Annotated in this window: 14 protein-coding genes and 1 pseudogene; 11 read left to right on the top strand and 4 right to left on the bottom strand. The window is 69.2% G+C overall.

Annotated elements, in window-relative coordinates:
• Positions 1 to 608: 608 nt before the first annotated feature.
• Positions 609 to 1,079, bottom strand: a complete 471-nt coding sequence (locus AC3AGO_RS00355) for a heme-degrading domain-containing protein (protein WP_487818023.1) — start codon at positions 1,077 to 1,079, stop codon at positions 609 to 611.
• Positions 1,080 to 1,081: 2 nt separating this feature from the next.
• The gene (locus AC3AGO_RS00350; RefSeq protein WP_487818022.1) at positions 1,082 to 2,146 is read right to left on the bottom strand and encodes a Gfo/Idh/MocA family oxidoreductase; all 1,065 of its coding nucleotides are present in this window, start codon (positions 2,144 to 2,146) and stop codon (positions 1,082 to 1,084) included.
• Between the two features lie 58 nt (positions 2,147 to 2,204).
• Here AC3AGO_RS00350 and AC3AGO_RS00345 point away from each other — a divergent pair, with 58 nt between their 5' ends.
• The 6 genes from AC3AGO_RS00345 to pepN all read left to right on the top strand — a co-directional run bounded on the left by AC3AGO_RS00345 (position 2,205) and on the right by pepN (position 9,155).
• Entirely contained in the window at positions 2,205 to 3,230 is a 1,026-nt protein-coding gene (locus tag AC3AGO_RS00345) for an ROK family protein (RefSeq protein ID WP_487818021.1), read from the top strand.
• A 329-nt stretch (positions 3,231 to 3,559) separates the two neighbouring features.
• Positions 3,560 to 4,528: a pyrroloquinoline quinone biosynthesis protein PqqB gene (gene pqqB, locus AC3AGO_RS00340; protein ID WP_487818020.1), complete on the top strand. Its 969-nt coding sequence runs from the start codon at positions 3,560 to 3,562 to the stop codon at positions 4,526 to 4,528.
• Positions 4,525 to 5,220 carry a pyrroloquinoline-quinone synthase PqqC gene (gene pqqC, locus AC3AGO_RS00335; RefSeq protein WP_487818019.1) on the top strand — a complete coding sequence of 232 codons (696 nt, stop codon included), beginning with the start codon at positions 4,525 to 4,527 and terminating at the stop codon, positions 5,218 to 5,220. Before pqqB ends, pqqC begins: the two co-directional genes overlap by 4 nt.
• A complete protein-coding gene (pqqD, locus tag AC3AGO_RS00330; protein ID WP_487824495.1) occupies positions 5,220 to 5,495 on the top strand; it encodes a pyrroloquinoline quinone biosynthesis peptide chaperone PqqD in 276 nt (91 codons plus the stop codon). Before pqqC ends, pqqD begins: the two co-directional genes overlap by 1 nt.
• A complete protein-coding gene (pqqE, locus tag AC3AGO_RS00325; RefSeq protein ID WP_487818018.1) occupies positions 5,492 to 6,604 on the top strand; it encodes a pyrroloquinoline quinone biosynthesis protein PqqE in 1,113 nt (370 codons plus the stop codon). The genes pqqD and pqqE overlap by 4 nt, the downstream gene beginning before the upstream one ends.
• 4 nt (positions 6,605 to 6,608) lie before the next feature.
• Positions 6,609 to 9,155, top strand: a complete 2,547-nt coding sequence (pepN, locus tag AC3AGO_RS00320) for an aminopeptidase N (protein WP_487818017.1) — start codon at positions 6,609 to 6,611, stop codon at positions 9,153 to 9,155.
• 64 nt (positions 9,156 to 9,219) lie between these two features.
• On the opposite strand, the gene AC3AGO_RS00315 is transcribed toward pepN, so the two are convergent.
• Positions 9,220 to 10,584, bottom strand: a complete 1,365-nt coding sequence (locus AC3AGO_RS00315; protein ID WP_487818016.1) for a LytTR family transcriptional regulator DNA-binding domain-containing protein — start codon at positions 10,582 to 10,584, stop codon at positions 9,220 to 9,222.
• A gap of 761 nt (positions 10,585 to 11,345) precedes the next feature.
• Between AC3AGO_RS00315 and katG the strand changes: the two genes are divergently transcribed.
• From katG to AC3AGO_RS00300, 3 genes are all read left to right on the top strand, one after another.
• Positions 11,346 to 13,583 carry a catalase/peroxidase HPI gene (katG, locus tag AC3AGO_RS00310; protein WP_487818015.1) on the top strand — a complete coding sequence of 746 codons (2,238 nt, stop codon included), beginning with the start codon at positions 11,346 to 11,348 and terminating at the stop codon, positions 13,581 to 13,583.
• Between the two features lie 102 nt (positions 13,584 to 13,685).
• Positions 13,686 to 14,147: an MSMEG_3727 family PQQ-associated protein gene (locus tag AC3AGO_RS00305; protein ID WP_487818014.1), complete on the top strand. Its 462-nt coding sequence runs from the start codon at positions 13,686 to 13,688 to the stop codon at positions 14,145 to 14,147.
• A 14-nt stretch (positions 14,148 to 14,161) separates the two neighbouring features.
• On the top strand, positions 14,162 to 15,847 hold the full coding sequence (locus AC3AGO_RS00300; protein ID WP_487818013.1) for a PQQ-dependent dehydrogenase, methanol/ethanol family: 1,686 nt from the start codon (positions 14,162 to 14,164) through the stop codon (positions 15,845 to 15,847).
• A gap of 228 nt (positions 15,848 to 16,075) precedes the next feature.
• Here AC3AGO_RS00300 and AC3AGO_RS00295 read toward each other — a convergent pair whose 3' ends face one another.
• Positions 16,076 to 16,627 (bottom strand): manganese efflux pump MntP, encoded by a 552-nt coding sequence (locus AC3AGO_RS00295; RefSeq protein ID WP_487818012.1) that lies wholly within the window; start codon positions 16,625 to 16,627, stop codon positions 16,076 to 16,078.
• A gap of 864 nt (positions 16,628 to 17,491) precedes the next feature.
• Between AC3AGO_RS00295 and AC3AGO_RS00290 the strand changes: the two are divergent.
• Both AC3AGO_RS00290 and AC3AGO_RS00285 read left to right on the top strand, forming a co-directional pair.
• Positions 17,492 to 17,878 (top strand): annotated as a pseudogene (locus AC3AGO_RS00290) (helix-turn-helix transcriptional regulator); the annotation flags it as partial.
• Positions 17,878 to 18,564: a glyoxalase gene (locus AC3AGO_RS00285; RefSeq protein WP_487818011.1), complete on the top strand. Its 687-nt coding sequence runs from the start codon at positions 17,878 to 17,880 to the stop codon at positions 18,562 to 18,564. The pseudogene AC3AGO_RS00290 and the gene AC3AGO_RS00285, both read left to right, overlap by 1 nt.
• Positions 18,565 to 18,735 lie beyond the last annotated feature (171 nt).

Raw genomic sequence — 18,735 nt, 5'->3', positions numbered from 1 at the left:
TCTCGATCACGGCATGCCTGGGAGTTGCAGACAGCCCGGGTATTCCAGAGTGGAAGGTTACAGAACACCTGTAAGACGGCCAGCCGCAGCCCTGGTGTTTCAGAACGTCTGGTCATTCTCCCTAGGCCGGGCAGAGTCGGCGAGAACACCGCAGGGACGCTGCTGGCAAAGGACCTTTGGTTAAAACTCAAGGTGAGAAGCTGGTACGTATCTCGATCGGCTCAACTGTCCATGTCTGTGAGGGTGTTGGCATGCTTGCCTCCCCGGAGCCGGAGTCGGCGCCCGCACGGCACGGTGATTCGGGCGACTGGATCGCGTGGTTCACCGGCCGGGTTCTCGTGTTCTGCCCGCGCTGCGGAGGGCAGGCCGTCGCAGTGACACCTCCTGGACCCGCTGTACCGCCCCTGCCGGTCCCGTGGATACAGCCCCTGGGGCCGGCGCCGGCCGGGCACGCCCGCGCCGCATCCGCGCCGCGCCACCGGGCCACCCTTCTCCGGAAGGGGGCCGGTGACGCGGGTCCGAGGGCGGCGGGGCTGGGGCGGGGCGTCCCAGGTCTGTGGTGGGGGTGCCGGCGCGCCGCTCCGGCCGCAGGGGGCTGCGGGGCGGGGTCAGTTGTGGCTGAGGTGTTTTTCCAGGGCGGCCACGACCAGGGCGTGGTCTTCGAGTTGGGGCAGGCCGGACACGGCGACCGTGCCGATGACGCCGACGCCTTCCACTCGGAGGGGGAAGGCGCCGCCGTGGGCGGCGTAGCGGTCGGGGTCGAGGCGGGACTTGGCCTCGAAGGTGGAACCGCCGGCCTCGGCCCGCAGCCGGACCAGAAGGGTGGAGGCGCCGTACCGGTCGACGGTCCGCGTCTTGCGCAGGATCCACTCGTCGTTGTCGGGGGCGGTGCCGGGGAGGGCGGCGTGGAAGAGCTGCTGCCCGTTGCGGCGGATGTCCACGGCGACGGCCGCGCCGCGCTCACGCGCGAGCTCGACCAGGAGCGTGCCCAGCCGCCAGGCGTCGTCGTTGTCGAAGGAGGGCAGGACCAGGCGCCGTTCCTGCTCCTCCACCTCGGCCACGGTGGGCTGTTGAGGCATTGTCAGGACTCCATTTCGATGGCGGTTCCGGTCTGTGCGGAGCGGCGGGCGGCCTCCAGTACGCGCAGCACCTCCACCGCGTCGCGCGGGTCGACGGGTGTCGGGCCGCCGTCGCGCAGAGCGTGGGCCACGCCCCGGTAGAAGGCGGGGTAGTCGCCGGGGAGGGTGCGTACGGGCTTGGCGTCCGTGTCGGTGCCGAGCAGGCCCCAGGCCGATTCGGGCTCCTCGCCCCAGCCGGGACTGCCGGGGAGGGAGCCCGCGCGCAGTGCCGCTTCCTGCGGGTCGAGTCCGTACTTGGTGTAGGCGGCGCGATCGCCGAGCACCCGCAACCGGGGTGGAAGCTGCGCGGTCAGGGCGCTCATGCCCAGGTGGGAGCGGACTCCCGAGGCGTGGGTGAGGGCGAGGAAGGCGTCGTCGTCCACGGCGGCGCCGGGGCGGCGTGCGTCGATCTCGCTGTAGACGCGGGCGACCGGTCCGAAGAGCCGCACCGCCTGGTCGACCAGGTGGCTGCCCAGGTCGTAGAGGATGCCGCCGGCATCGGCCGGGTCGGCGGACTCGCGCCAGCCGGCCTTGAGCTGCGGCCGCCAGCGGTCGAAGTGCGAGGAGAAGCGGTGGACGGCGCCCAGCTCGCCCTCCTCGATCAGGGCGCGGGCGGTGAGGAAGTCGGCGTCCCAGCGGCGGTTCTGGAAGACGGTCAGCAGCAGCCCGCGCTCGGCGGCGAGCGCGCACAGCTGCTCGGCCTCACGGGAGGTGGCCGCCAGGGGCTTGTCGACGACGACGGGGACGTCGGCCTCCAGGGCGGCGCGGGCGGTGGCGACATGGGCGCGGTTGGCGTTGGCGACGACCACCAGGTCGGGCTTCCCCTCGGGCGTCTCCAGCAGCGCTTCGAGGGAGTCGGCGGGGCGCACCCCGGGGTGGTCCCCGGCCAGCTGGGCGCGGCGCTCGGCGTTCGTGGTGACCACGGCGTCCAGTCGCAGACCGGGAGTGGCACGGATGAGCGGGGCATGGAAAGCGGAACCGGCGAGGCCGTACCCGACCAGGCCCACGCGAAGGTCGTCGGCAGTCATGACCACCAGTTAAACAACAGAGTTTCTTAACTGCAAGGTGCCCGGCATACTGGCAGGCATGAACCTCGCCGCACTCCGCGACCACAACACCGCCCGGGTCCTGGGCCTCCTGCGGTACCGGAGCGCCGGCCGGGTCGAGCTCGCCGCGGCGACCGGGCTCACCCCCCAGGCCATCGGCAAGATCACCGCCCAGCTGCTGGCCGAGGGGACCCTCGAGGAGGCTGGCCGGGGCGCGGCCGGAAGTTCCGGCGGCAAGCCCCGTACCCTGCTGCGCCTGCGCCCCGCGGCCGGATACGCGGTGGGAGTGCAGGTCGACACCGGCCGGCTGACAGCCGTGCTCACCGACCTGGCATGCCGTCAACTCTCGGTGCGCCAGACCGCCTTCGACCCGGACGACGGCCCGGCCGAGGGCGTGCCGCGCATCGCCGCACTGGTGCGGGAGGCCGTCGCGGACGCCGGAGCCGGCCCGGTGCTGGGCGTGGGAGTGGGGGCCCGCGGCCCGCTGGACCACGCCACCGGAGCCCTGCGCGCGCCCACCGGATGGCCCGCCTCCTGGCACGGTTACGGCCTGCGCGAAGCGCTCGCCGGACAGCTGGAAGGTCTGCGGGTCTCCGTAGACAAGGACACCAACGCGGCGGCGGCGGGGGAGTCGTCCGAGCACAGCTCCCTCGCCTACCTGCACCTGGGCAGCGGCCTGGGTGCCGGGCTGGTGCTGGACGGCGCGCTGTACCGGGGCGCCGGCGGCAACGCCGGGGAGTTCGGGCACCAGACCCTGCACCTGGACGGCCCGCCGTGCGCCTGCGGGCGGAACGGATGCCTCGAAGCGCTGGCCCTGACGGCCCCCGACGACCGGGCCGCGGCGCGCATCGTGGCCGTGGGCGCGGCGAACCTGGTCCGGCTGCTGGACGTGGACCGCGTCGTCCTCGGCGGCGAGCGCGTCCTGGCGGCCCCCGACACCTACCTCACCGAGGTGGCCGGCGCCCTGCCCGAGCACACCGTGACCACCACCCCCCACGGCGAGCCCGGCCCCGCGCGCGGCGCCGCCGAGCTCATCCTGGGCCCGCTCTTCGCCCGGTCCCTGTGAGGCGAGCGCCCCGCCCAGCAGTACGCAGCCCGCTTCGCCATCCCGCAGGGCCCTGCGTTCAGGGCCACCTGGTGAAGGCCCGGTACGTGCGGCAGCCCGCTCGTCGTGGCACGGCCGCCGTTCGTCATGGATGCGGCGCCGGTCGTTCGCGACCGATTGCCAGGCCATGCGAGGGGCGCTGAAGCTGTGGACGGATAAGCCCAGTTCAGGGCCGGAACCACTGATGGTCGCCCCGGCTGAACCCTTGACGGGCCACGGTGTCTGTTGTCGCACGGCCGTTGTCGGTGGTCACAAGTGAGGGAGAACGCCATGAGGTGGGAAGCGCCTGAATGCGCGGCGAACGAGGCGCGCTCCGAAGCCGGCCGCCAACTGCTCCGGCGCTGACGGATCGTTGTCACGCCGTGCTTATTCATTGCCTCGGAGTGGCGGCAGGCGGAGGCTATCCGCAGTGGAACTGCGCGTGCGCAGGCTGCCAACAGGCGCGGGCCAGGCCTGACATCGCGTCGACCCACGCGGGGATCGCGGTATCCGGAGACGGCGAACAGTGGTTTCTGTTCAACGCGACCCCGGATGTCCATCACCAGATAGCGGCGGACCCCTCTTTGCACCCGGGCCCCGGAATACGGACGACACCGGTCGCCGGAGTGCTGCTGACGGACGCGGAGTTCGACCACACCATCGGTCTGCTGATGCTGCGCGAAGGAGCATCGCTCACCGTGTACGGCACGCACCCCGTGCTGGAGGCACTGACCCAGGACTTCCCGGTACGGGAACTGCTGAGCGACTACGCGGACTTCTCCTGGACCGCGGTCGACATCGGCAAGCCGTGGGACTTGGACGAACGGCTGCGCGTGACCCCTTTCATGACCGGAACCAAGCCGCCCCGCTACACCCGGCGTTCGCGGCTCGACGGCGCGGCGTGGGAGGTGGGCTTCCGCCTGGAGGACAAGGTGACCGGCGGGACCGCGGTGTACGCGCCGACACTGCCCCGGTGGGACCAGGAGTTCACCGCGCAGGTGGCGTCGGCCGACTGCGTCTTCCTGGACGGCACTTTCTGGACGGACGACGAAATGTCCGAGCAGGGTGCGGGGAGCCGCACCGGACGCTCGATGGGGCACATGCCCGTAAGCGGTGAGCACGGTTCTGCCCGGGCCCTGGCCGCGCTTCCTGCGACGCGGAAGATCTACACCCACATCAACAACACGAACCCGATTCTCGACGAAGGGTCCACGGAGCGGCGTTGGTTGTCGGACTTGGGCATCGAGGTGGGGCGAGCCGGCTTGGAGTTGGATCTATGAACGCTTGGTCCGCCGAGGAGTTCGAGACGCGGCTGCGGTCGATCGGAGAGAAGCGGTACCACCATCTGCATCCGTTCAACGAGCGGATGCACGCGGGCTCACTGACCGAGGAGGAGTTCCGGGGCTGGGTGCGGAACCGCTTCTACTACCAGGTGAACCTGCCGGTGAAGGACGCGTTCATCCTGACCAAACTCCCCGGGCGGGACGACCGGCGCCAGTGGATCCAGCGCATCATCGACCACGACGGGCGAACGGGAGACGAGGGCGGTATCGAGAAATGGGTCCGCCTCGGCGAAGCGGTCGGTCTGACCCGCCAACAACTGTTCGACGGGGACTCGGTGCTGCCTGGAGTCCGGTTCGCCGTGGACGCCTACGTGGATTTCTGCCGCCGCAAGCCGTGGCTGGAGGCCGTGGCGTCGGCCCTGACCGAACTGTTCGCCCCGGATCTGCTCAGCCGCAGGATCGCCGATGTCCAGCAGCACTACCCGTGGATCGCAGCCGAAGGCCTGGAGTACTTCCGTGCGCGACTCACCCAGCAGCCCAAGGACATCGCGCACCTGCTCCAACTGGTGATCAACGAGGCGAAGTCCCGGGAACAGCAGGACGCGTGCGTCCGCGCGTTGGAGTTCAAGTGCGACGTCCTGTGGAGCCTGCTGGACGCCGTGGAACTCGCGTACAGCAAGCGGTCGTGATGGACGAGACCACGCTGACGGCCGTTCCCCGGCTGGCGGCCAAGGCGATGCTCCGCCACGACAGCGTCCGCGACGTGGAGATGCTGCTGCTGCCGGAAAGGGTCGTCCTCCTCAACAAGTCCGGGGCGGCGATCCTGGGACTGTGCGACGGCACCCGGACCGTGCAGCAGATGGTCGCCCGGCTCGAGCAGGACTTCGAGGCCGCCGATCTCGCTGATGACGTCATGACGTTCCTTCAGGACGCGCGCGCACGCGGCTGGGTGGACGTCTCATGAACCGTCCGCCGCTGCCGTACGCCCTGCTGGCCGAAGTCACGCACCAGTGCCCCCTGCACTGCGTCTACTGCTCCAATCCATTGGAGCTGATCGGCCGGCAGGACGAACTCGCCACCGAGGAGTGGTTGCGCGTCATACGGGAGGCAGCCGGACTGGGCGTCGTACAAGTCCACTTGTCAGGCGGTGAACCACTGGCCCGCGGCGACCTGGAGGCGCTGGTCGCCGAGTGCCGTCGCCTCGGCCTGTACACGAACCTGATCACCAGCGGGCTGGGACTGACGGAAAGCCGTGCGAAGTCGCTCGTCTCCGCGGGACTCAACAGCGCCCAGCTGAGCATTCAGGGCGACGCCGCCGAGTCGACGAACCTGATCGCGGCGAGCAGGCGGTTCGACAAGAAGGAGGACGCCGCGCGCATCATCCGCGAGGCCGGGCTGCCGTTGAACATGAATGTGGTCCTGCACCGGATGAACCTGCCCCGCCTCGACGCGATCATCGATGTGTGCGTGTCGTGGGGTGCCGAGCGTCTGGAGCTCGCCAACACCCAGTACTACGGCTGGGCTCTGCGCAACCGCGACCTGCTCCTGCCGACCGAGGCCCAGCTGGAGGAGGCTGTCGGCGTCTACAGGCGCCGGAAGGCCGAGTTGGGGGAGCACATGGAACTCCTGTGGATCCTCCCGGACTACTACGAGCCCTACCCCAAGCCGTGCATGGGCGGGTGGGCGCAGACCGCACTGACCGTCGCACCCGACGGCACCGCGTACCCGTGTCCGGTGGCCGCGGAGATCACGACGATGCACTTCTGTTCGGTCCGCGACCACGACCTGGAGTGGATCTGGTCGACGTCCGACGCGTTCGCGGCCTTCCGGGGAACGGAGTGGATGCCCGATCCGTGCCGCAGCTGCCCCCGCAAGGAGCTGGATTTCGGCGGATGCCGGTGCCAGGCCTTCGCCCTGACCGGCGATCCGGCGCGCACCGACCCGGTGTGCATCCACTCGCCCGACCACCACGTGGTGCAGGACGCCCTCGCCCGCGCCCAACAGGGGGAGAGCACAGCGGCCTTGGAGAAGCTGGTGTACCGCCGCCCGCCCGCCTCAGCGCGCCGGGACTGAGAGCATGCCGCCCGAAAGCCGGACCGTCTCCAGAAGCAGACTGACGCAGGACGAGGCGGCAGCACGTTCGGCCGCGATCCGGGACGTCCACTACGCGGTGGAACTCGATCTGACGCGTGGTGAGCGGCAGTTCGCGACGAGCACCGTGGTGCGCTTCCGGGCCCGTACCGGAGGCGGGCACCTCTTCCTCGACTTCGCGGGGAAGGCCGAGTCGGTGACGTGCAACGGCCGCGAACTGGGGCCGGACGCGCAGGAGGGAACACGCGTCCGCCTGGAGGCGCGACGGGGCGACAACACGGTCCGCGTGGCCGGTACCGCTGCGTATACGCGGACGGGGGAGGGGCTGCACCGTTTCCGCGACCCCCTCGACGGACAGGTCTACCTGCACACCAAGTTCCAACCCTTCGCCGCGCACACGGTTTTCGCGTGCTTCGACCAGCCCGATCTGAAGGCGACGGTCGACCTGACCGTCACCGCCGACACGCGCTGGACCGTGGTGGCCAACACCAGCCACGAGGAGCCCTTGTCGCCTGCCGGCGACGGGTGTTCGGCGTGGCGCTTCCGACGTACGCCACCGCTGCCGCCGTATCTGGTGGCCTTCGCAGCCGGCCCCTTCAGCCGGCTGGACTCCCGCCACGACGGAGTGCCATTGGCGCTGTACGCACGCCACTCCCTCTTCGAGGAGCTCACCGGGCAAGCGCCCGAGATCTTCGACGTGATCAGTCGCGGCCTGGACTTCTACACCCAACTATTCGACCTGCCCTACCCGTTCACCAAGTACGACCACGTCTTCGCACCCGAGTACGCGTTCGGAGGAATGGAGCATCCGGGCTGTGTGACGCTCAACGAGCGGCTCCTGTTCCGCCATCGCGCCACCGAGGAGGCACGGCGCAGCCGGGCCGAACTCCTGCTGCACGAGATGGCACACATGTGGTTCGGCGACTACGTGACGATGCGCTGGTGGGACGATCTGTGGCTGAACGAGGCCTTCGCGACGATGATGGCTGTCGTCGCCCAGGGGGAGGCGACCCGGTACGGGGAGGGCTGGACCGCCTTCGCCCACCGAGCCCTGCCGGCGGCCCGGCACGCCGACCAGTTGCCCACCAGCCACCCGATCCGGGTGGAGACCGCCGACACCGATGCTGCCCGCTCGAGTCTCGGCCCGATCGTCTACCTCAAAGGCGCAGCGGTACTCCACGACCTCGCCGAGCGCATGGGCTGGGAATCCTTCGTCACCGGTGTACGCACCTACCTGCGCAGCCACGCGTGGGGAAATGCCGGCCTCGACGACTTCGTGGCCGCACTGCGGCAGGCATCGGACGAAGACGTGGACGTGGACCGGTGGGTGGACGAATGGCTTTTGCGCCGTGGGGTCAACACGGTCGAGATCTCCCGCCACGCGGGCGGTTACCGGGTGCACCAGCGTCCCGATCCGCAAGTGCCGCCGCGCCACATGCGCCTGCCCCTGGCCGCGTACGACACCCGGGAGGGCACGCTGGTGCAACGGCAACGCGCGCACCTGTCGCTCGGTCCCGGCGGGGGCGAAGGCGAACTCGCCGCCTCCGGCCCGGCCCCGGACCTGCTGGTGCCCAATGCGGACGCGGTGAGCCACGTCAAGGTCAGGCTGGACCCGCACTCGCGGCGGACGGCCTTGCGCAGCCTGTCCGCACTGGATGACCGACGAGCGCGCGCAGTGGTCTGGGGAGCGCTGTGGGACGATGTACTCGACGCGAACCTGCCCGCGCGCACCTACACCTCGGCCGTACTCGAACACGGCGTGCGCGAGAGCGATGCCGGCGTCCTGGAGGTGCTTCTGGACCGGGCGGTGCGGGCGGTGGAGGTCTACGCGGACCCGGCCGAGAGGGGACGGACGCTCGACGTCGTGGCGTGCCGCGTGCGGGAGGAGCTGGACGCCGCTGCCGCGGGCAGCGACCGCCAACTCGCCCTGGCCCGCGCTCTCGTAGGAGCCGCCCAGGCCGACAGCCACGCTCTGCTCAGAGACCTCGTGTACGGGCGGTCTCCCTGGGCGGGAGTGGAAGTGGACCGGGATCTGCGGTGGCGGGCAGTGTTCCGCCTCGCATCGACCGGAGGCGACATCGACGGACTCCTGGACGTCGCGACGGAAGCCGACCCGGGGGACAGCGGCCGCAGGAACGCCTTGACGGCACAAGCCGCACGCCCCACCCCCGCCGCCAAGGAAGAAGCGTGGACCCGGCTGTTCAGCGAAGGCCATTCGCTCGCGGAGCGGAAAGCCGTCATGGCGGGGCTGCGGCAACCGGGGCAGGAGGAGTGGCTCACTCCCTACGCGGAGCGCTACCTGCGCGCGCTGGAGAGCATGGCGGCCGTCCCGTCCGAGTTCCTTCTGGCCTTCGCTCGCACCCTCTACCCCCGCTTCACCCACGCCGAGCAGAGCGTGCTGGCGGGCACGGACTGCCTGCTGGAGAACAAGCAGCTGTCCGGACAGATACGGAAGGCCGTCCGGGAGGAACGAGCCGAGCTCGTCCTCATGCGGGCGGCGCGCCTGCGCGACGCGGCGCACCGCACGTGCTGACCTCACAGCCCTGCTGGCGCCAGGTCAGGAACCGGGCCGTTCACCGCACTTGGGGACCGGGCGCTCACACGCCGAGCATCTGCCGCAGCTCCGGGGCGTGCCGCCGGGAGACGGGAACCACCTCATGGGCACGAGGATTCATGATCAGAAAGAGCTCGCCCTTGATTCCCCGCTCCACTTCCGCCACCCGGCGAAGGTTGACCAGGAAACGCCGGTGCACTCGGTGAAACCCGTAGGGCGCCAGTAATCGCTCGACATTGTCCAGGCCGCGGGTGGACGCCTGGATCTTCCCCCTTTCCGTCATCAACCAGACGATGTTCCGGTCGGCCTCGGCGTAGCGGATTTCCGACGGAGCGAGCAGGACCAGACGGTCGTTCCGCATTCCGATGACGCGCGGCGGCAGAGGGCTGACCGCCGGCTCCGGACTGCTCTCGTACGGCTCGCCTTCCTGCACCCCCACGACGCACAGCATGCCCATCACGTGATGCGAGTCGAATACCGGCCGTATGGTGAGCGGAGTGGTCTCTCCCTCGGGAGTCATCGCTAGACACGCGTATCCGCTCCACTGGTCGTTTCCCTGCGCCCGTTCCTTGGCCCACCGCACCACGTCGGAAAGCCCTGGAATATTCGGGGCCCAGCGTTCCGCCGGTTCGATCGCGGCCGCGACGATGGAGGTTTCATCGGTCATTCCGAGTAAGGTGACGGCTGCTTCATTCGCGGCTATCACGTTTCCTCCGCGGTCCGTCGCCAGAAGGGCCCCGCCGGTCCGGGTGGATTCCTTGCTGAACTCGGATATGACCCTGTCCGCCTCGTAGACGGCGCGCCGGTATATCTCCTGTTCCACGGAGGTGACCGCGGTGGTCAGCCACGACGGGACCGCCTCGGACAGCGAGGCGTTCCATCGTGAGATGTTGATCGAGGCGACCGGCGCTCCGGTCACCACGTCGCGTATGGACGTGCCCGCGCAGGACCACTGGTGAAAGGCTTCGCACCAGTGCTCCGGGCCCGTCACCGTCACCGGTCCTGACATCTCGAGCGAGGTTCCCATCCCGTTCGTGCCGGTGCACTCCTCCGACCACGAGGACCACGGGGCGAGGTTGTGCAGCTCAGCCCGTCGTTGTGCGCTGGGGTCGCCCCACGTCCCAAGGACCCGGCCGTCCCCGTCCGTCACGGTGACGAGGGCACCGTCCCGTTCCACCTGCCGGCCGGCCAACGCGCCGAGACTGCCGAGCGCGGTGAAGATGACGCCGTTGTCGAACCGGTCGCTCCGCGCCCCGGGCGCGGCGTCCAACGTGCGGTCCACCTTGTATTGATCGCGGCACCGGTACCACGAGGCCAGGATTTCCGGCCGGACGCCCGATTCAATGCATTCGCCGGCGGCGAAACTCTCCCAGGCCCGGGCCACTTCTCTCGACGACGAAGCAGCCATGACAGATCCATCCACCCTGGGCTCACATCCGCTGGATGCACTCGGGGTGATCGTCAGCGGTGGAACTCTCCCGGCCATCGCGACCTCCTCGTCCCCTGGCGCACCGGGATTCACAGCAACCACCGGGCGATGCAGACAGGAGTGCGAACGTAACCGCTCAACACTGGACTTCTCAAGAGACGTGCACTGTGCGGCCGTTCCGCCGGAGGAGCGATGATCCGGGGCGAAAACAGGGTTACCGCTGGTGGGCTGACGCGTACCGGCGATATCCGGTTCACGACCGTTCGTAGTTTTTTCGGCCTCGGTCATCCCGCTCTGCTTGTCCTCAACCGAAGGGCGCAATATTTTGCGTCAGGGGCAATGCGACCCGGCCCGATACATGACGGAGCACCCCGGCGGTGATCGGCAGGAAGCGCCGGGGCAACCGGCCGGGTCGACACCCTGCGGACCAAAGGCGGTCTCCTATGGCACAAGTGCGGCGGCCCGACCCGTACTTCACCGATGCGCCCGCACCTGCCGGGGAGGCCGGCAACGCACCGGACCGCAATGCCGTGCCGGCCGAACTCGGCTTCCGGACCGCTGCGTTGACATATGAAATCAGCAACCACTGCGGCATCGGCACTCGCACCGGACCCGGCGGACGGGCCCTTTCCCCCAGGAGAGGCCAGGCCACAAGAGTTCCGGTTGTCCGGCGGAACACGCCGACTGTGCGCCGAGCGCTCGAGAACTGACGGCCCTGGTCCGGAGGCGAAAGGAGTTCCATGCCACAGAACCCTGACGCCGTCGCTGTTCACGAGACGTACGACCGGACCATCGCCGTGCGCCGCGGGACCGGAGGACGCCACCCGGCGGCCGGCGGGGACAACCGCGACTGGTGGCCCCACCGGCTCGACCTGAAGATCCTGACGAAGGACCAGCCCGCAACAAACCCCCTGGGGAGGGACTTCGACTACGCCGCCGCGTTCCGGGCCGTCGATCTGGATGCCCTGGCCGAGGATGTCGACAAGGTTCTGACGACCTCTCAGGACTGGTGGCCCGCCGACTTCGGCCACTACGGGCCGCTCGTCCTCCGCATGGCGTGGCACGCCGCCGGCACGTACCGCATGAGCGACGGTCACGGCGGCGCGGGCAGAGGAATGCAGCGCTTCGCACCGATGAACAGCTGGCCGGACAACCGCAATCTGGACAAGGCGCGCCGGCTGCTGTGGCCGGTGAAGCAGAAGTACGGCTCCCACATCTCCTGGGCCGACCTGATCGTGTTCGCGGGCAATCGCGCCCTGGAAACGATGGGCCTGAAGACCTTCGGTTTCGCGGGCGGCCGGGAGGACGCCTGGGAGAGTGACGAGGATGTCTACTGGGGCCCGGAACGCACCTGGCTCGGCGACGAACGCCACAGCGGCGTCCGGGACTTGCAGGAACCGCTGGCCGCCGACGAGATGGGCCTCATCTACGTCGACCCGCAGGGCCCGGGGACCCTGCCGGACCCCGTAGCGGCGGCCCGCGCCATCCGCGTCACGTTCCAGCGCATGGGCATGAACGACGAGGAGACCGTCGCGCTGATCGCAGGCGGCCACACCTTCGGCAAGACACACGGCGCAGCTGCCCCGGACCACCTCGCCGCCGAGCCCGAAGGCGCACCCCTCGAGGAGCAGGGACTGGGGTGGCGCAACACCCACGGAACCGGCAGCGGCCCCGACACGATCTCTTCCGGGCTCGAGGGCATCTGGACGCCCACCCCCACCCGGTGGGACACCGGCTTCCTCGAGACCCTGTTCACCTACGAGTGGGACGTCGAGCTCAGCCCCGCCGGAATGTGGCAGTGGATTCCCCGCGACGGTGCAGGCCAAGGGACCGTACCGGACCCCCACGACCCGTCGAAGACTCACACTCCGACGATGCTCACCACGGACCTCGCGCTGCAGGCGGATCCGCTCTACGAACCCCTCGCCCGCCGCTTCCTCGCCCATCCCGACGAACTGGCGGACGCGTTCGCCCGCGCCTGGTTCAAGCTCACCCACCTCGACATGGGCCCGCGCCGGCGCTACCTCGGACCGCTGGTGCCCTCCGAACGCCTCATCTGGCAGGACCCGTTACCCGATGTGGACCACCCGCTCGCAGAACCCGAGGACCTGGCCGAACTCAAGGCCCGCCTCCTCGCGTCGGGACTGTCCGTACCCCGACTGGTGTTGACCGCCTGGGCATCGGCCTCCACGTTCCGCAACAGCGACAAGCGGGGCGGAGCGAACGGGGCGCGCATCCGGCTCAAGCCCCAGAACACCTGGGACGCCAACGAACCGGCAAAGCTGGCGCACGTGTTGGGCACGCTGGAAGGAATCCGGGAAGCGTTCAACGCCGAGCAGCACACGGGCAAGAGGATTTCGCTCGCCGACCTCATCGTGCTCGGCGGATGCGCCGCCGTGGAACACGCCGCCGCCAAAGCCGGACACCGCATCCAGGTGCCCTTCACCCCCGGACGCACGGACGCCCCGCAGGAGTGGACCGACCCGCACTCCTTCGCCGCACTCGAGCCTGCCGCCGACGCATTCCGCAACTACCTCGGGCCCGGCAACCGGACCCCGGCGGAACTCCAGCTCCTCGACCGCGCGCGCCAACTCACGCTCAGCGCACCCGAGATGACCGTCCTCGTCGGCGGAATGCGCGTCCTGGGGGCACACCACAGCCGCTTCCCGCTGGGCGTGCTCACCACGACTCCGGGGACGCTGACCAACGACTTCTTCGTCAACCTGCTGGACACGGAGACCGACTGGGCGGCCACGCCGCACGGCGGTAAAACCCCGGCAACCTTCGAGGGGCGCGACCGCCGCAACGGTGACCACCGATGGACCGCCGGCCGCGCCGACCTCGTCTTCGGCTCCAACGCCGAACTGCGCGCCCTGGCCGAGGTCTACGCGAGCGACGGTGCCGAGGAGAAGTTCGTCCGCGACTTCGTCGCCGCCTGGCACAAAGTCATGAACATCGACCGGACCGGCCCGACCTGACGGGAGGGGAGGACCAAGCGGCGGATCACCCCGCGCGAAAGAACAGCGCCGAGATCATGCCAAACGTCCACGACAGCGAAACGAACGAGGAGGTGGGGTCCCATGGCAACGGCTCAGGAACAGTACGAGCTGCTGAGCGAACTCGGTCTGGACGCACAGAACACGGCAACCATCGGTCGCGTACTCGGAAACGGACGGATCGAACAGGCCACGGAGCGATCCGACGGAGTGATGGAGGCGACCATCCGCATCAAGGAGGACGCCCTCTCGTGGGACCCCGGAGTCCTGGTCCTGCCCCACGGCGGCGACGTCGAACTCACGGTCGTCAACGACGACAAGAACACCCACGCCTGCCTGCTGCCGAGCAACGGCGACAAGAAGTTCCTCTGGCTGCTGAACCACTCCAAGGGCCGGGCGAAGCTCAACCTCGACGGCCCCGGCTACTACTGGTACAGCTCCCCGGGCGGCAACGACGAGGGCCGCGGGCTGACCGCCGCCATCGTCGTGCTCGGAGAAGTACCGCCGGAAGCCCGCCTCGACCGCCCGCCCCAGCCCCGCCGGTAGAAAGGAACGATCCCATGACAGCCGAATACGTGGACGCCGGCGAGGCCATCAACCAGGGAGCGCTGAACGCCTCCTCCGGCACCGCGCCCGCCGTCGTGCAGAACGTCCACCACAAACGCCTCGTCGACGCACGGCAGGAACCGCAGAACTGGCTCACCTACTACGGCGCCTACGACGGCAAGCGGTACAGCCTGCTGGACCAGATCAACACACAGAACGTCAAGAACATCGGACCCGTCTGGATGTTCCAGGCCGGCGCCTCCGGCCAGATAGCGGGCGCTTCGACCTACGCGTTCGAGGCCACTCCCGTCGTCGTGGACGGCGTCATGTACGTCACCGGCTGGGACGGCTGGTTCTGGGCCCTGGACGCGAAGACCGGCGAACAGCTCTGGCGCTACAAGCACGCCGTACCCTTCGACGTCTCACTGTGCTGCGGGAACGTCAACCGCGGCTGCGCGGTGGCCCACGGCAAGGTCTACTTCGTCACCCCGAACGCCCACCTGCTGGCCCTGGACGCCACCGACGGCACGACGGTCTGGGAGAAGACCACCGGCGACGTACGCGCGGGCGAGAGCGCCACACTCGCACCCCTGGTCGTCAAGGACACCCTCATCACCGGCAGTTCCGGCGGCGAATTCGGCGTACGCGGACACATCGACTGCTGGGACCTGGAGACCGGCGAGCAGCGCTGGCGCTGCTACACCGTCCCCAAACCGGGCGAGCCCGGCGCCGAGACCTGGCCCGCCGACGGCGAAGCCTGGACGCGCGGCGGAGCCAACCACTGGGTCACCGGCACCTACGACCCGGACACGAACCTCTACTACGCCGGCACCGGCAACCCGGCACCCGACTTCGACGGCGAGGTCCGCCCGGGCGACAACCTCTACACCGACAGCGTCGTCGCCGTGGATGTGGACTCCGGACGGATCGTGTGGCACTACCAGTTCACCCCGCACGACCTGTGGGACTACGACTCCACGATGGAGATGATCCTGTTCGAGCGGGACGGGAAGAAGCTGCTCGGCCACTTCGACAAGAACGGCTACTTCTTCGTCCTGGACCGCACCAACGGCGAACTGCAGCACGTCACCCCCTTCGTCGACCGGATCGACTGGGGCACCATCACCCGCGACGGCAGGGTCACCCCCAGGAAGTACCCCGACAAGGAAGGCGAGCCGGTCCACTTCTACCCCGGCCCGGCAGGCGCGAAGGAATGGACGCACGCCGCGTACAGCGACCGCACCGAGATGTTCTACGTGCCGGTCGCCGACGTCGGCGCCACCGCCATCCGGCGTCGTCGCGAGTTCAAGGAAGGCGTGCCCTACTGGGGCGCCGCCGTACAGGTCGACATCGACGACATGGCCGGATCGATCAGCGCGTTCGACACCCACGGAGAGGAGAAGTGGCGCTGGCGCAACCAGCACCCCATGGCATCGTCGGTACTCGCCACCGCAGGGGACCTGGTGTTCGCCGGCACCCCGACGGGCGAGTTCATCGCCCTGGACGCCCGGACCGGTGAGGAGCTGTGGAAGTTCCAGTGCGGCAGCGGCCACCACGGCAGCCCGATGACCTACAGCATCGACGGCAAGCAGTACATCGCCGTGCCGGTCGGCTGGGGCGGCTGGCTCGAAGGCATCCTTCCCGGCATGCTCGGCGCCGGCCACGGAGACGCACTGATCGCCTTCGCCCTGCCGGAGTGACCAGGACCGCCGCGGCGCCGGTGAGTTGACGCCCGCGCACGACGGCGGGCAGGCGAGGGCCGGCGGCGACCAGGCGTCGCAGAACAGTACGGCGAGCTCCTGCCGACCGGATCCGGCCGGCAGGAGCTCGCCGTACTGCCGCCAACGGGACCGCCCCGGCCGGACACGGCTCGCGCCGTGACCGGGTTCCTCACCCGGTCACGGCGCAGCGGGGTAGGGAACGGCAGCTCAGCCGCTGAAGACCAGCGGCAGCAGGATCGCCGCCCCCACGAGCGAGATGCCGCAGAACAAGTCGGAACGGATCCGGATCACTTTGGTGGCCAACTGTCCGATGAAGAGCCCGGCAAACGACATGATCGCCGTCATGGCGCCGAAGACCAGCATCGGGACCACGAGAGAGAACCCGGTGACCCCCAGGCCGACTCCTGCAAGGAAATTGTCGATGCTCAGGGTAAGTGGCAGGCCGAAGAGTGACATCCAAGGATGGTCCAAGTCTTGCGGCTCCGGATTCCGGATCGCGCCGACAATGAACCACAAGCCGTATGCTCCCAGCGCGGCCGCTCCGATGTACTCCGCCGTGTCGCCGAGAAAACTCCCCAGGTAGCTGCCGAACAGTCCCCCCAGTAATGGGCCCACGGCATCCCATATTCCGAATACGAGGGACACCTGCACGGCGCGACGCCAGCCGAACGGGATGGTGCCGATGGCGATCGACGAGCGGAAATTGTCGAGGCTGAGCCCGGCAGCGAGCGCTATCAGCGGAAGGAATTCAAGATTCACCTGAGCCACCTTAAAGTGAAGCCTTGTCCAGGGCGTTCTCGGTGGCCAGGACCCGCTTCCTACTGGGGAGCGTGTTCGCGATGCCCAGCCAGAACCTCGTCACGCACGGCACCGTGGCAGACCACCCACCGGCCCCCTGAACCCCCGCAACAACCCGTCAAGGGCGCCATATCGCCCACCCGGAGCTGAAGCCCGATCGACGGCCGATGGCAGACGCGAACCCAGGCCAGTACCGCGAACTCATGCACGTCGATCTGCCAGACGCGGCGCGCGGCTGACTTCCGCACGGCACGCCGAAACCCACTGTCAGCGAATGACGCAAGGCCCCCGCGGGCCCAATGTGCCGAACCGGGACCTTGCGTCAACGGACACGTAGCCTCGTCACAGATTTCAGCAACCCGTTGCGACTACGGAAAATCGGGCAGAACGGCCCGTGAGGTCCGACTGTCAGCCCCGGTAGAAGTATCCGCTGGCCTCAGCGCAGACCTCGATCACCTCATACGTCGGAGTCTCCCACGTCATATTTTCCTCCTCCTGTCGGCGACGCCCGAAGACCGGGCGAACATCGGAAAACGTGAGCCGCGTGAGTTCGAAGACGCCATCACGAAACGTCACTTTCGCCACAGAGTGTCCACAGTGCGACGAAGATACTGCAACTGACCCAGAACTAGCGGTCGATAACCGGTGCCGAACGGCCCCCTGAAGCCCACGAGCGGAGACACGTTCACCGACGGGGCGCAGTCATGTCCCGCTCGTCGTAGAGAGGTTGGGCGAGGGCGGCCCCGGCCCTCCACGGTCGAGGTGCCGATGCCCTGCTCGATGACGTGCAGGCCGATCCCGCGCTCGCGCAGGGTCGGCGCCGAGCGCGGAGTGAACATGTCCGCCGGGCACCTCAGCCGTCAATTCAGTGCCGCCTATGGTGAGCCGCTGTACGCGTACCTGATGACGCGTCGCTTCGAGCGCGCGACGGCGCTGTTGCGACGGGGCGCCCTCAGCGTCACTGAGGTCTGCTTCGAGGCCGGCTGCGCGTCGCTGGGCACGTTCACCACCCGCTTCACCGAGCTCGTGGGCATGTCGCCCTGGGTCTTCCGGCGCCAGGCTGCGGACGCGGCGGCCGACCACGCTGTGGGCGCGGACCACGACGAGGGCTCCGCGATCAGGGTGGAGGGAATGCCGGCGTGTGTGGCGGAGCAAGTGACGAGACCCGTCAGGAATCGAGAAGCCACGGCCACCGAGGAGCCCCTAGCGTGATGGCCATGGCAACCACCGGTTCCACCGCATCCGACACGTCCCTCGCATCCGTCACCCTCGAGGTGGCCGACCCCGGGGCCGCCTGCCGCTTCTACACCGCCTTCGGAGTGGACACGCGCATACACCTGCGGGCGTCCGAGGCACACTCCACCGGCTTCCGTGGTTTCACCCTGGCGCTCACGGTGTCCCAGCCGGCCACCGTCGACAGCTTCGTCGGCGCCGCCGTGGACGCCGGCGCCACGGTGCTGAAGCCCGCCGCGAAGTCGCTGTGGGGCTACGGCGGCGTCGTCCAGGCGCCGGACGGGACGATCTGGAAGATCGCCACCTCGGCGAAGAAGGACACTGGCCCGGCCACGCGCGAGATCGACGAGATCGTGCTCCTGCTCGGCGTCGAGGACGTGAAGGCCAGCAAGCAGTTCTACGTCGGCCGGGGCCTGAGTGTGGCCAGGAGCTTCGGTGGCAAGTACGCCGAGTTCACCTCCGACGAGTCCGGCTCCATCAAGCTGGCGCTGTACAAGCGCGGCGGGCTGGCCAAGGACCTCGGTCTCCCTGCCGACGGCACCGGCTCGCACCGCGTCGTCCTCGGCAGCACCGCCGGCCACTTCACCGACCCGGACGGATTCACCTGGGAGACGGCCGCCACGTCTCCCGGCCCCGCGCCGTCCACGACGCCTCCCCTGTCCTGACCCACGGGCCCCGCACCCCCCGCCCCGAGCCGCCTCGTCACCGGGACCTCCGCGTCTGATTTCCCGTTCGGCTCCCCGGCCGACGTCCCGGCGCAAGCGCTGTGCCTCGTCCGGTTCATCGTGGGGCAGGACTCTTCGGCGGGGACGCGGGAAGTGACCGGAGACCGGCGG

This window comes from Streptomyces sp. BL1 (genome assembly GCF_057628045.1).
Note: the sequence above shows the minus strand (reverse complement) of the source record. Positions and strands in the feature narration are given on the sequence as shown.

Bases quoted from the DNA above. Each gene is read 5' to 3' on its own strand.
- AC3AGO_RS00355 (WP_487818023.1), bottom strand. From the start codon at position 1,079: ATGCCTCAACAGCCCACCGTGGCCGAGGTGGAGGAGCAGGAACGGCGC.
- AC3AGO_RS00350 (WP_487818022.1), bottom strand. From the start codon at position 2,146: ATGACTGCCGACGACCTTCGCGTGGGCCTGGTCGGGTACGGCCTCGCC.
- AC3AGO_RS00345 (WP_487818021.1), top strand. From the start codon at position 2,205: ATGAACCTCGCCGCACTCCGCGACCACAACACCGCCCGGGTCCTGGGC.
- pqqB (WP_487818020.1), top strand. From the start codon at position 3,560: ATGCGCGGCGAACGAGGCGCGCTCCGAAGCCGGCCGCCAACTGCTCCG.
- pqqC (WP_487818019.1), top strand. From the start codon at position 4,525: ATGAACGCTTGGTCCGCCGAGGAGTTCGAGACGCGGCTGCGGTCGATC.
- pqqD (WP_487824495.1), top strand. From the start codon at position 5,220: ATGGACGAGACCACGCTGACGGCCGTTCCCCGGCTGGCGGCCAAGGCG.
- pqqE (WP_487818018.1), top strand. From the start codon at position 5,492: ATGAACCGTCCGCCGCTGCCGTACGCCCTGCTGGCCGAAGTCACGCAC.
- pepN (WP_487818017.1), top strand. From the start codon at position 6,609: ATGCCGCCCGAAAGCCGGACCGTCTCCAGAAGCAGACTGACGCAGGAC.
- AC3AGO_RS00315 (WP_487818016.1), bottom strand. From the start codon at position 10,584: ATGGCTGCTTCGTCGTCGAGAGAAGTGGCCCGGGCCTGGGAGAGTTTC.
- katG (WP_487818015.1), top strand. From the start codon at position 11,346: ATGCCACAGAACCCTGACGCCGTCGCTGTTCACGAGACGTACGACCGG.
- AC3AGO_RS00305 (WP_487818014.1), top strand. From the start codon at position 13,686: ATGGCAACGGCTCAGGAACAGTACGAGCTGCTGAGCGAACTCGGTCTG.
- AC3AGO_RS00300 (WP_487818013.1), top strand. From the start codon at position 14,162: ATGACAGCCGAATACGTGGACGCCGGCGAGGCCATCAACCAGGGAGCG.
- AC3AGO_RS00285 (WP_487818011.1), top strand. From the start codon at position 17,878: ATGGCCATGGCAACCACCGGTTCCACCGCATCCGACACGTCCCTCGCA.